7 protein-coding genes are annotated in these 12,081 nt (G+C 67.6%); 6 read left to right on the plus strand and 1 reads right to left on the minus strand.

What is annotated here, in order from left to right:
* Window positions 1-112: 112 nt before the first annotated feature.
* From pgi to J1C47_RS20465, 5 genes are all read left to right on the plus strand, one after another.
* A complete protein-coding gene (pgi, locus tag J1C47_RS20445) occupies window positions 113-1,771 on the plus strand; it encodes a glucose-6-phosphate isomerase (protein WP_207352656.1) in 1,659 nt (552 codons plus the stop codon).
* Window positions 1,771-4,254, plus strand: coding sequence for a glycogen/starch/alpha-glucan phosphorylase (locus tag J1C47_RS20450; RefSeq protein WP_207352657.1), 2,484 nt, complete (start codon window positions 1,771-1,773; stop codon window positions 4,252-4,254). The genes pgi and J1C47_RS20450 overlap by 1 nt, the downstream gene beginning before the upstream one ends.
* 323 nt (window positions 4,255-4,577) lie before the next feature.
* Window positions 4,578-5,849, plus strand: coding sequence for a glucose-1-phosphate adenylyltransferase (gene glgC / locus J1C47_RS20455; protein WP_207352658.1), 1,272 nt, complete (start codon window positions 4,578-4,580; stop codon window positions 5,847-5,849).
* 7 nt (window positions 5,850-5,856) lie between these two features.
* Complete coding sequence (glgA, locus tag J1C47_RS20460; RefSeq protein WP_207352659.1) at window positions 5,857-7,302, plus strand: glycogen synthase GlgA; 1,446 nt, start codon at window positions 5,857-5,859, stop codon at window positions 7,300-7,302.
* 3 nt (window positions 7,303-7,305) lie between these two features.
* Window positions 7,306-8,934 carry an alpha-D-glucose phosphate-specific phosphoglucomutase gene (locus J1C47_RS20465; protein ID WP_207352660.1) on the plus strand — a complete coding sequence of 543 codons (1,629 nt, stop codon included), beginning with the start codon at window positions 7,306-7,308 and terminating at the stop codon, window positions 8,932-8,934.
* A gap of 116 nt (window positions 8,935-9,050) precedes the next feature.
* Here the strand turns inward: J1C47_RS20465 and J1C47_RS20470 are convergent, their stop codons facing one another.
* The gene (locus J1C47_RS20470; protein ID WP_207352661.1) at window positions 9,051-9,695 is read right to left on the minus strand and encodes a glycoside hydrolase family 25 protein; all 645 of its coding nucleotides are present in this window, start codon (window positions 9,693-9,695) and stop codon (window positions 9,051-9,053) included.
* Between the two features lie 256 nt (window positions 9,696-9,951).
* On the opposite strand from J1C47_RS20470, the gene glgX reads away from it, so the two are divergent.
* The gene (glgX, locus tag J1C47_RS20475; RefSeq protein ID WP_207352662.1) at window positions 9,952-12,003 is read left to right on the plus strand and encodes a glycogen debranching protein GlgX; all 2,052 of its coding nucleotides are present in this window, start codon (window positions 9,952-9,954) and stop codon (window positions 12,001-12,003) included.
* The last annotated feature ends 78 nt before the right edge of the window (window positions 12,004-12,081 follow it).

A 12,081-nucleotide genomic window follows, 5' to 3' on the forward strand; every position in this document is an offset into this window, starting at 1 on the left:
CAGGGTTGCCCGCTGCCTAACCCTAAGGCATAAACCGAAGATCGGTTCTTTCCCGCACCCGGCGAAACCAGCCCCCGGAGCGGGACGACCGACGAGCGAATGGACACGGCGAATGAGCACGACCCGACCGCATGATCCTGCGGGAACAGCCTCAGAGACGGCCCTCGACCGGAGAGCCGAGACCGCAAGGGCCACCGGGATCCGAAAGCTGTTTTCGGCCGATCCGGCAAGATTCGAATCGTTCTCGGCGTCCGCGGCCGGCCTGCTCCTCGACTATTCGAAAACCGCCATCGACGCCGAGACGCGCAGCGCGCTCTTCGAATTCGCCCGCAGCCGGGACGTCGAAGCCAGGCGCGACGCCATGTTCGCCGGCGAGCGGATCAACACCACGGAAAACCGCTCCGTCCTCCACGTTGCGCTGCGCGCCGAGCCGGCCGACGGCTTCCGCGCCGACGGCGACCCGGTCAGCGCCGAGGTGATGGACGTCCTCACGGCGATGGCGAATTTCGCGACGAAGGTCCGCAACGGCGAGATCCTCGGCGCGCGCGACGACCTGATCACCGACGTCGTCAACATCGGCATCGGCGGTTCCGACCTCGGGCCGGTGATGGCGAGCCTTGCCCTCGCCCCCTATCACGACGGCCCGCGCACGCATTTCGTCTCGAATGTCGACGGCGCGCACATGGCCGACACGCTGAAGCATCTCGAGCCGGCGACGACGCTGTTCATCGTCGCCTCCAAGACCTTCACCACCATCGAGACGATGACCAACGCCGCGACGGCCCGCAGCTGGATCGTCGCCGGCCTCGGCGAGGCCGCGGTGGGCGCGCATTTCGCCGCCGTCTCGACCGCCCTCGACAAGGTCGAGGCGTTCGGCATCTCCAAGGACCGGACCTTCGGCTTCTGGGAATGGGTCGGCGGCCGCTACTCGATCTGGTCGGCGATCGGCCTGCCGCTGATGCTGGCGATCGGGCCGGAAGCCTTCCGGGAGTTCCTCGCCGGCGCACGCGCGATCGACCGGCACTTCAAGACCGCCCCGCTGGAGGAGAACCTTCCCGTCCTCCTCGGCCTCGTCGGCTATTTCCACCGCGCCCTCATGCACTATCCGACCCGCGCGATCATCCCTTACGACCAGCGGCTGGCGCGGTTTCCCGCCTATCTCCAGCAGCTCGACATGGAATCGAACGGCAAGGGCGTCGACCTCGACGGAAACGAGGTCGCGATCAGCGGGCCGGTGGTCTGGGGCGAGCCGGGCACCAACGGCCAGCACGCCTTCTTCCAGCTGATCCACCAGGGCACCGACGTCATCCCGGTGGAGTTCCTGGTCGGAGCCAACGCCCATGAGGGCACCGACATGGCGGTGCATCAGGACCTGCTGCTCGCCAACTGCCTCGCCCAGAGCGAGGCGCTGATGAAGGGCCGCAGCCTCGAGGAGGCGCGCCGGCAGCTCGTCGCGGCCGGACGCTCCGACGAGGACGCCGCGCGGATCGCCCCGCACCGGGTCTTCACCGGCGACCGCCCGTCGCTCACGATCCTCTACGACACCCTCGATCCGGCGACCCTCGGCGCCCTGATCGCGCTCTACGAACACCGGGTGTTCGTCGAGGCGCAGCTCTACGGGATCAACGCCTTCGACCAATGGGGCGTCGAGCTCGGCAAGGAGCTCGCGAGCAATCTCGTCCCCGTCGTCACCGGCGACGCGCCGGCCGAGGGCCGCGACTCCTCGACCCGGGGTCTCGTTGCCGCCATTCACTCGATGAGGAATCACTGATGTCAGCCACGCCGAAGATCGAGCCGATGGGCGCGAAGGTTCCGGAGCCGCGCCAGAACGATCCGGACACGCTCGCCCGCCAGATCGTCGAGAAGATGACCTACTCGATCTGCAAGCACCCGGAGCAGGCGCGCAAATACGACTGGCTGCGGGCGGTGACCCTCGTTGTGCGCGACCGCATCATCGACCGGTGGTTCGCCTCGACCGACCGGATCCGCCAGTCCAAGGACAAGCGGGTCTACTATCTGTCGATGGAGTTCCTGATCGGGCGCCTGCTCCGCGACGCGATCAACAACCTGCAGCTCACCGGCGCGATCCGTGAGGCGCTGAAGCGCTACAATGTCGAGCTCGACATGGTCGAACTGCTCGAGCCGGACGCGGCGCTCGGCAATGGCGGCCTCGGCCGTCTGGCCGCCTGCTTCATGGAATCCATGGCCTCCACCGGCGTTCCCGGCGTCGGCTACGGCATCCGCTACGTCCACGGCTTCTTCCGGCAGGAGATCGCCGAGGGCGCCCAGGTCGAACTGCCCGAGACCTGGCTCGTCCACGGCAATCCGTGGGAATTCGAGCGGCGCGATTCGACCTACGAAATCGGCTTCGGCGGCAAGGTGCTGACCCAGCAGGAGCCCGGCAAGCCGCCCCGGCACGTCTGGCGGCCGGCCGAGCGGGTGCTCGCCGTCGCCTACGACACGCCGATCGTCGGCTGGCGCGGCGAACAGGTCAACACGCTGCGGCTGTGGAGCGCCCAGGCGGTCGATCCGATCCTCCTCGACGCCTTCAATTCCGGCGATCACATCGGCGCGCTGGTCGAATCCAACAAGGCCGAAGCGATCACCCGCGTGCTCTATCCGGCCGACTCCCACCAGGCCGGCCAGGAACTGCGGCTGCGGCAGGAATATTTCTTCTCCGCCGCCTCGCTGCAGGACATCATCCGTCGGCATCTCGGCGAGAACGACAGCCTCGACAACCTCGCCGACAAGGTCGCGATCCAGCTCAACGACACCCATCCGGCGGTGTCGGTGGCCGAACTGATGCGGCTTCTGGTCGACGTCCACGGCTACGAATGGGGCAAGGCCTGGGAGATCACCCGGGCGACCTTCGGCTACACCAACCACACGCTGTTGCCCGAAGCGCTCGAGCACTGGCCGATCAACCTCTTCGAGCGGCTGCTGCCGCGGCAGATGCAGATCATCTACCAGATCAACGCCGACGTCATCCGCGAGGCCTCGCAGAAGGGCTTCGACGGCAGCCAGATCTCGGCGATCTCGCTGATCGACGAAGGCCACGGCCGGCGCGTCAGGATGGGCCAGCTCGCCTTCGTCGGCAGCCACGCGGTGAACGGCGTCTCGGCGCTGCATACCGAGCTGATGAAGGAGACGGTGTTCCGCAACCTTCACGACCTCTATCGCGACCGCATCCAGAACAAGACCAACGGCGTCACCCCGCGGCGCTGGCTGATGGAGTCCAATCCCGGACTGACCGGCCTCTTGACCGAGGCGATCGGCCCCGGCTTCCTCGACGACGTGGAGAAGCTGCGCGACGCCGACCCGCTCGCCGGCGACGCCGGCTTCCGCGACCGCTTCGCCGCGGTCAAGCGGGCGAACAAGGCACGGCTCGCCGACGTCATCTCCGACCGGCTGGCGATCACCCTCGACCCGGACGCGATCTTCGACATCCAGGTCAAGCGCATCCACGAATACAAGCGCCAGTTCCTCAACATCATCGAGGCGATCGCCCTCTACAACCAGATCCGCGCCCATCCGGAGAAGGACTGGACGCCGCGGGTGAAGATCTTCGCCGGCAAGGCCGCCCCGAGCTACGTCCAGGCGAAGGAGATCATCCACCTTGCCAACGACGTCGCCCGGGTCATCAATTCCGACCCGTCGGTGCGGGATCTCCTGAAGGTGGTCTTCATCCCGAACTACAATGTCAGCCTCGCCGAGATCATCATGCCGGCAGCGGATCTCTCCGAGCAGATCTCGACGGCGGGCCTCGAAGCCTCCGGCACCGGCAACATGAAGTTCGCGCTCAACGGGGCGCTCACCATCGGCACGCTCGACGGGGCGAATGTCGAGATGCTCGAGCATGTCGGCGAGGACAACATCTTCATCTTCGGCCTGAAGGCCGACGAGGTGGCGCAGCGCCGGCGCGAGACCCACAGCGGCCGCTCGATCATCGAGCGCACGCCGCTGCTGAGGGAGGCGGTGAACGCCATCTCCACCGGCGTCTTCTGTCCGGAGAGCCCGGCCCGCTACCACACCCTCGTCTCCAGCCTCTACAACAACGACTGGTGGATGATCTGCGCCGACTTCGAGGCCTATTGGGAGACCCAGCGCCATCTCGACGAACTGTTCCTCCGGCAGGACGAATGGCAGGCGAAGGCGATCCGCAACACCGCCCGCATGGGCTGGTTCTCCTCGGACCGCTCGATCCGGGAATATGCCACCGACATCTGGCACGCCGGGCCCGGCAAACGGGCCTGAACCGCCCTTTCCGGCGGCTGGCACGAGAACCAGACGAACGGCGCCGGCAGCGGCCGGCGCCCGCTTTCCCGCGCCCGGCCTACTCCGCGATGCCGATTCTCCACGCGTCCGATCGCGCCTCGCCGCAACGCCCCTCGCCGTCCGGCCTCGGGCTGGATCCGCATCCGTCGACGCCGCCGGCGCGCGATCCATCTTGACTCCTGCCGCCCTATCTTCACTCTCTGCGCTGACGAGGCGACGATCCGGCGCGGGCAGCATCTTGGGCCGGGCCGGAAAACGAGGCGATGAAGACGCCCGCATGCGCCGCCGCCATGGGAGGGACTATGCCTGATTCAAGACCGTTTGCACCACTGGCGCGCGATGCCATGGCCTATGTCCTTGCCGGCGGCCGGGGCAGCCGGCTGCTGGAGCTGACCGACAACCGCGCCAAACCGGCGGTGTATTTCGGCGGCAAGACCCGGATCATCGACTTCGCGCTGTCGAACGCCATCAATTCCGGCATCCGCCGCATCGGCGTCGCGACGCAGTACAAGGCCCACAGCCTGATCCGCCATCTGCAGAACGGCTGGAATTTCCTGCGGCCGGGCCGCAACGAGAGTTTCGACATCCTTCCTGCCAGCCAGCGCGTCTCCGAGGACCAGTGGTATGCGGGCACCGCCGACGCGGTCTACCAGAACATCGACATCATCGAGGACTACGCGCCCCGGCACATCGTCATTCTCGCCGGCGACCACATCTACAAGATGGACTACGAGATCATGCTGCAGCAGCATGTCGACTCGGGGGCCGACGTGACGGTGGGGTGTCTCGAAGTGCCGCGCATGGAAGCGACGGGCTTCGGCGTCATGCATGTCGACGAGGCCTTCACCATCACCGATTTCGTCGAAAAACCGAAGGATCCGCCGTCGATCCCCGGCCGTCCCGACGTCGCCCTCGCCTCGATGGGCATCTACGTCTTCGAGACCAACTTCCTGATGGACCAGCTGCGGCGCGACGCCTCCGACCCGAACTCGCAGCGCGATTTCGGCAAGGACATCATCCCGCACATCGTGCGCCACGGAAAGGCGGTGGCGCACCGCTTCAACCGCTCCGTCGTCCGTTCGGCGATGGAGCCCGACACCGAGGCCTACTGGCGCGACGTCGGCACCGTCGACGCCTACTGGCAGGCCAACATCGATCTCACCGACGTGGTGCCGCCCCTCGACATCTACGACCGCAACTGGCCGATCTGGACCTATGCCGAGATCAACCCGCCGGCGAAGTTCGTCCATGACGAGGACGGGCGTCGCGGTACGGCGATCTCCTCGCTCGTCTCCGGCGACTGCATCATCTCCGGCGGCGCGGTGAACCGCTCGCTGCTGTTCACCGGCGTGCGCGTCCATTCCTATTCCAATCTCGACCATGCCGTCGTGCTGCCGCAGAGTCACATCGGCCGCAGCGCCCGCATCCGCAACGCCGTCATCGACCGCGGCGTCGTCATCCCCGACGGGCTGGTGATCGGCGAGGATCCGGAACTCGACGCCCGGCGGTTCCGCCGCACCAATTCCGGCATCTGCCTCGTGACCAAGTCGATGATCGAGCGCTTGAGCTACTGACCGGGCAATGCGCGTTCTCTCGATTGCTTCGGAAGTCTTCCCGCTGATCAAGACCGGCGGGCTCGCCGACGTCGCCGGCGCCCTGCCCTCGGCGCTCGCCGAGCATGGCTGCGACGTGGTGACCATGCTGCCGGGCTATCCGGTCGTCCTGCGGGCGATCGAGAAGGCCGGGGCGAAGCCGGAGGTGCTGCCGCTCGACCCCGTCCTCGGCAACGACGCACGCATCTTCGCCGTCGCGCTCGACGGGCTGAAGCTCTTCGTCCTCGACTGTCCGGCGCTCTACGACCGGCTCGGCGGCCCCTATACCGACGCCGGCGGCCACGACTTTCCCGACAACTGGATGCGCTTCGCCGCGCTCTCCAAGGCCGGGGCGCGCGTCGCGCAAGGGGCGATCGACGGCTTCCGGCCCGACATCGTCCACGCCCACGACTGGCAGGCGGCGCTGACGCCCGTCTACCTCGCCGCCTCGAACCGGCCGCGGCCGCGCACCGTGCTGACCATCCACAACCTCGCCTTCCAGGGAAACTATCCCTCGCAGGTCTTCCCCGACCTCGATCTGCCGGCCGCCACCTGGTCGATCGAGGGAGTCGAATATTACGGCAATGTCGGCTTCCTGAAGGGCGGGCTGCACGCCTGCGATCTCGTCACCACGGTCAGCCCGACCTATGCCAAGGAAATCGTCACCGACGGCGGCGGCATGGGCCTCGACGGATTGCTGCGCGGCCGCGGCACGCGGCTCGTCGGCATCGTCAACGGCATCGACACCGGCGTCTGGAACCCCGAGGCCGATCCGGCGATCGCCGCCCACTATTCGGCCGGCAACCTGCGGGCGCGGGCACACAACAAGCGGGCGATCGAGGGCGAGTTCGGCCTGAGACGCGAGGACGGGCCGATCTTCGCCGTCGTCAGCCGGCTGACCTGGCAGAAGGGCCTCGACCTCGTCGCCGGCGCCTGCAACGCGCTGCTCGAACGCGGCATCCGGCTCGTCGTCGTCGGCTCGGGCGAGGCGATGATCGAGGGCGCGTTCCAGGCCGCCCATTCCCGGCAGCCGGACCGCGTCGGCGTCAGAATCGGCTACGACGAGACGCTGTCGCACCGGGTGCAGGCCGGGGCCGACGCCATCCTCATCCCCTCGCGCTTCGAACCCTGCGGCCTGACGCAGCTCTACGGCCTGCGCTACGGCTGCATCCCGATCGTCGCGCAGGTCGGCGGCCTCGCCGACACGGTCGTCGACGCCAACTATGCGGCGGTCAGCGCCGGGGCCGCGACCGGCGTCATCTTCTCGCCGCCCGACGAGGCGACGCTCGTCGCCGCCGTCGACCGCGCGCTGGGGCTGTACGAACAGCCCGCCGTCTGGCGAAAGATGCAGGTCGCGGCTATGAAGTCGGACGTTTCCTGGATCAAGAGCGCGCGGCTCTATGCGGCCCTCTACCGCGATCTGCTGAAAGAGTGAACGATGATCGAGACGATCGCCACCACGCCCTACGACGATCAGAAGCCCGGCACCTCGGGCCTGCGCAAGAAGGTGCCGCATTTTCAGCAGCCGAACTACGCGGCGAACTTCATCCAGTCGATCTTCGACGCGCTGCCGCTCGACGGCGGCGAAACGCTGGTGATCGGCGGCGACGGGCGGTTCTACAATCGCGAGGTCGTCCTGATGGCGATCCGCATGGCCGCGGGCAACGGCTACGGCCGGGTGATCGTCGGGCAGAACGGCATCCTCTCGACCCCGGCCGCCTCGAACCTCATCCGCCAGCGCGGCGCCTCCGGCGGCATCATCCTGTCGGCGAGCCACAATCCCGGCGGCCCCGACGGCGACTTTGGCATCAAGTACAACGTCGCTAATGGCGGGCCGGCGCCCGAGCGCATCACCGCGGCGATCTTCGAGAAGTCGAAGACGATCAGCCGCTACAGGGTCTGGACCTCGACGGCGCCGGACATTTCGAAGCTCGGCGAGACCAAGCTCGGCGATCTGACGGTCGAGGTGGTCGATCCGGTCGCCGACTATGCGGCGCTGATGGAGAGCCTGTTCGACTTCGAGAAGATCCGCTCGCTGGTCGCCTCGGGCTTTCGCATCCGCTTCGACGCCATGCACGCCGTCACCGGCCCCTATGCGACGGAGATCCTCGTCAACCGCCTCGGCGCCCCCGCCGACAGCGTCGTCAACGCGGTGCCGAAGGAGGATTTCGGCGGCGGCCATCCCGATCCGAACGCCGTCCACGCGGCGGATCTGATCGCCCATCTCATGGCCGCGGACGGACCGGACTTCGGCGCCGCCTCGGACGGCGACGGCGACCGCAACCTCATCGTCGGCAAGGGCATCGTCGTCTCGCCGTCCGACTCGCTCGCCGTCCTTTCCGCCAACGCCCATCTCGCCCCCGGCTATGCGCGCGGGATCGCCGGCATCGCCCGCTCCATGCCGACCAGCCAGGCGGCCGACCGTGTCGCTGAGAAGCGCGGGATCGGCATCTATGAGACGCCGACCGGCTGGAAGTTCTTCGGCAACCTCCTCGATGCCGGCAAGGTGACGATCTGCGGCGAGGAATCGGCCGGCACCGGCTCCGACCACGTGCGCGAGAAGGACGGCGTCTGGGCGGTCTTGCTCTGGCTCAACATTCTCGCCGAGCGGCGCGAGAGCGTCCGCGCGATCATGGAGAAGCACTGGGCGGAGTTCGGCCGCAACTTCTACCAGCGGCACGACTACGAAGAGATCGACGCCAGGGCCGCGAACGGCCTGATGGAGTCTCTCAGGGACCGCCTCGCCTCGATGGCCGGCCAGCGTTTCGGCACCCTCGTCGTCTCCGAGGCCGACGACTTTTCCTACAAGGACCCGATCGACGGCTCGGTGGCGGCCGGCCAGGGCGTGCGCATCGTCTTTTCCGGCGGCTCGCGCATCGTCTACCGGCTGTCGGGCACCGGCACCAAGGGGGCGACGCTGCGCGTCTACATCGAGCGCTTCGAGCCGGATCCCGCCAAGCATTCGCTCGCCCCGGAAGAGGCTCTGAAGGAACTGATCGACACGGCCGACGTGATCGGCGAGATCAAGAAGCGCACCGGCCGCAGCGAGCCCGACGTGGTGACGTGAGGAGGCCGCGGCTGTCGGGCGACGGTCGCGCTTTTCCATGCGGGAACGTGGCTCGCGGGAGAGGATGCAGCTCGACCGCGACCCCCGCCATTAACGAACCGCTTGCCGGCGCCGGCTCAGACCCGATGCGTCAGCGGCCAGGCTTCCACCAGACGCTCGAGCGGACCGTTGAACGTGTCCCGATCGCAGCGGCCGACACCCTCGACGCTGTAGGGCGATTGTCCCGCATTGCCGTCGGTGTATTGCCAGAGCGTCCAGATCCGCCACGGATCCGGCAGTCCGATCGGCGACGGGCTGTAGCGCGCGAACCAGAGCGGGCACCGGGTTAGGACCGGATCGCCGGATCTTCCGCGCGTCGTCTCGCGCAGCAGCGAACCGCCGTAAATCACGGGATAGCGACCGAGTTCGGCGACGCAGAGGCCGACGAACTCCAATAGCCCTTCATAGCTCATGTTCACGCCGCTGAACGACGGCTCGAAATCCAGACAGATGAGTTCGTCGTCCGTCGGCTTGGCAAAGTTGACGTAGTTTTCGAATTGTATGGTCGCGTTGCTTCCACTGGAAAAATGATAGGAACCCCATCGCAACCCTGCCGCTTTCGCCTTGTCGCGACGCTCCGAATAGGTTCGGTTCTTGTAGTTCGATCCCTCCGTCGCCTTATGGACGACGGCGACGATGCCGTCTTCCTTGATACGCTGGAAGTTTACACTGTTCTGGTGATGGGAAAGATCGATCACTGCATTCGCACCCGGAACACTCATGTGCCGACTCCGACAGCTTGACCTAGAGGAATTTACCTTAATTCGAAATATCATATATTTTCAATCAGAAGTAACGGGAAATTTTTTGCGATTTTCATCGTAAAATGCTTGGCGCTTTCCCGCTCGACACGCTTCGGAGCCGACCGGCACGCCGACCTGGCTCGCTCTTTATCGATCGCGACTGCGGCGACGCGGCGCTTGCGCCGCAAAGCTTTTGGATGGCGCTTTGAGCCACCGGGCTGCTATCAGCCCTTCCATGACCTTCCAGATTACCCCAGAGCGCGGGCTGCCGAAGCGGCTGGGCGCCAAGCCGAAAAAGGGCGGCGTCGAGTTCGCGGTGGCGTCGGTGAATGCCGACCGCATCGATCTCTGCCTGTTCGACGAGACCGGGACGCATGAGGTGCAGCGCCTCCCCCTCCCGGGCGCCGCGGACGGCGTGCGCTTCGGCTTCGTGCCGGGTCTGAAGGCCGGCGCGCGCTACGGCCTGCGCGCCGACGGGCCGTTCGATCCCGCGGCGGGCCATCGCTTCGATCCGTCGAAGCTCCTCGTCGATCCTTATGCCGTGCGGCTCGACCGGCCCTTCGTCTATCATCCCTGGCTCGCGGCGCCGCGCCGGCTCGGGCTCGACAGCGCGCCCTTCGTGCCGCGGGCGCTCGTCACCAGGCTCGACAGCAAGGCCGAGGCGCTTGCCTTCAAGACGCCCGGCTTCGTCTACGAACTGCATGTGCGGGGCTTCTCGCAGCGCCATCCTGCCGTTCCCGCGCCGCTGCGCGGAACGCTCGCCGCGCTCTGCGAGCCCGCGCTCCTCGATCACGTCGCAGGTCTCGGCGTCGACACCGTCGAGCTGATGCCCTGCGCCGCCTGGATCGACGAGAAGCACCTGACGGAACTCGGCCTCACCAACGCCTGGGGCTACAATCCGGTCACCCACATGGCGCCGGATCCACGCCTCGCGCCAGGCGGCATCGCCGATCTGCGCCGCGCCGTGGAGGCGTTTCACGCACACGGCATCAGGGTCTTGCTCGACGTCGTCCTCAACCACTCCGGGGAAGGACCCGCCGAAGGCCCGACCGTCTCTTATCGCGGCCTCGACAACGCGCTCTACTATCGCCATGCCGAGGACGGCTCGCTGGTCAACGACACCGGCACCGGCAACACCTTCGCCTGCGACCGCGCCCCGGTCGTGCGGCTGTTCGTCGACACGCTGCGCCACTTCGTCGAAAGCTGCGGCGTCGACGGCTTCCGCTACGACCTCGCGCCGGTCCTCGGCCGCAGCGCGGAGGGGTTTTCGCCCGAGGCGCCGCTGCTGAAGGCGATCGCCGCGGATCCGCTGCTGCGAGGCCGCATCCATGTCGCCGAATCCTGGGACATCGGCCCCGGCGGCTATCAGGTCGGCAGGTTCCCGCCGCCTTTCTTCGAATGGCAGGACCGGTTTCGCGACGACGTGCGGCGGTACTGGCGCGGCGACCGGGACGCCGTGCGCAGCCTCGCGACGCGGCTCGCCGGCTCCGAGGACATCTTCGGCGGCAACGGCCGCCGCCCGTCTGCCGGCGTCAACATGATCGCGCCGCATGACGGCTTCGCGCTCGCCGACCTGACCGCCCATGTCGACAAGCACAATCTCGCCAACGGCGAGGGCAACCGCGACGGCCACGGCGAGAACTTCGGCTGGAACAACGGCGTCGAGGGAAAGAGCGACGATCCCGCGGTGATCGCGGCCCGCCGCAGCGACGTCCGGGCGCTCCTCGCGACGCTCTTCGTCGCACGCGGCAGCCTGATGATCGTCGCCGGCGACGAGATCGGCCGCAGCCAGAACGGCAACAACAACGCCTACTGCCAGGACAACGACACGCTCTGGCTCGACTGGCAGAATGCCGATGCGGGCCTTGCCGCCTTCGTCGCGCGTCTGGCGCGGCTGCGCCGCGACCATCCGGCTCTGTCGGCCGACAGGTTCCTGACCGGCGGCGCCGTCGACGGCGGGGCTCTCGCCGACGTCGCCTGGCTGAGCGAGGCCGGCGAGCCGATGGGCGAGGCGGAGTGGCACGATCCCGCCCGCCACCTCCTCGCCATGGCGCTCTATGCGCCGCGCCGGGCGGAGGACGAGGAGAGCGAACGGGCGATCGTCTATCTGAATGCCGGCCGAAGCGACGTCGCCGCGACGCCGCCGCCGCCGCGCCCCGGCCATCGCTTCCGGCTCGAACTGCGCTCCGACGACCCGCAGGCACCGCCGTCGAAACTTCCGCGCAGTGGCGCCTTCACCGTCCCGGCGCGCTCGGTCTGCGTCCTGTTCGAGGAGACCGGCGGCTGACGGTCTCGGCGCGCCGGCGCTCGACTCGGCGTGTGGCGGTGCTTGCCTGCCGGGCGGGCGCATCGTAGCAGGAAGGGA

The organism is Jiella sonneratiae, assembly GCF_017353515.1.
Classification (GTDB): domain Bacteria; phylum Pseudomonadota; class Alphaproteobacteria; order Rhizobiales; family Rhizobiaceae; genus Jiella; species Jiella sonneratiae.

What these genes read in the sequence shown, in the direction of transcription:
- pgi (WP_207352656.1), top strand. Translation starts at nt 113, where the DNA reads ATGAGCACGACCCGACCGCATGATCCTGCGGGAACAGCCTCAGAGACG.
- J1C47_RS20450 (WP_207352657.1), top strand. Translation starts at nt 1,771, where the DNA reads ATGTCAGCCACGCCGAAGATCGAGCCGATGGGCGCGAAGGTTCCGGAG.
- glgC (WP_207352658.1), top strand. Translation starts at nt 4,578, where the DNA reads ATGCCTGATTCAAGACCGTTTGCACCACTGGCGCGCGATGCCATGGCC.
- glgA (WP_207352659.1), top strand. Translation starts at nt 5,857, where the DNA reads ATGCGCGTTCTCTCGATTGCTTCGGAAGTCTTCCCGCTGATCAAGACC.
- J1C47_RS20465 (WP_207352660.1), top strand. Translation starts at nt 7,306, where the DNA reads ATGATCGAGACGATCGCCACCACGCCCTACGACGATCAGAAGCCCGGC.
- J1C47_RS20470 (WP_207352661.1), bottom strand. Translation starts at nt 9,695, where the DNA reads ATGAGTGTTCCGGGTGCGAATGCAGTGATCGATCTTTCCCATCACCAG.
- glgX (WP_207352662.1), top strand. Translation starts at nt 9,952, where the DNA reads ATGACCTTCCAGATTACCCCAGAGCGCGGGCTGCCGAAGCGGCTGGGC.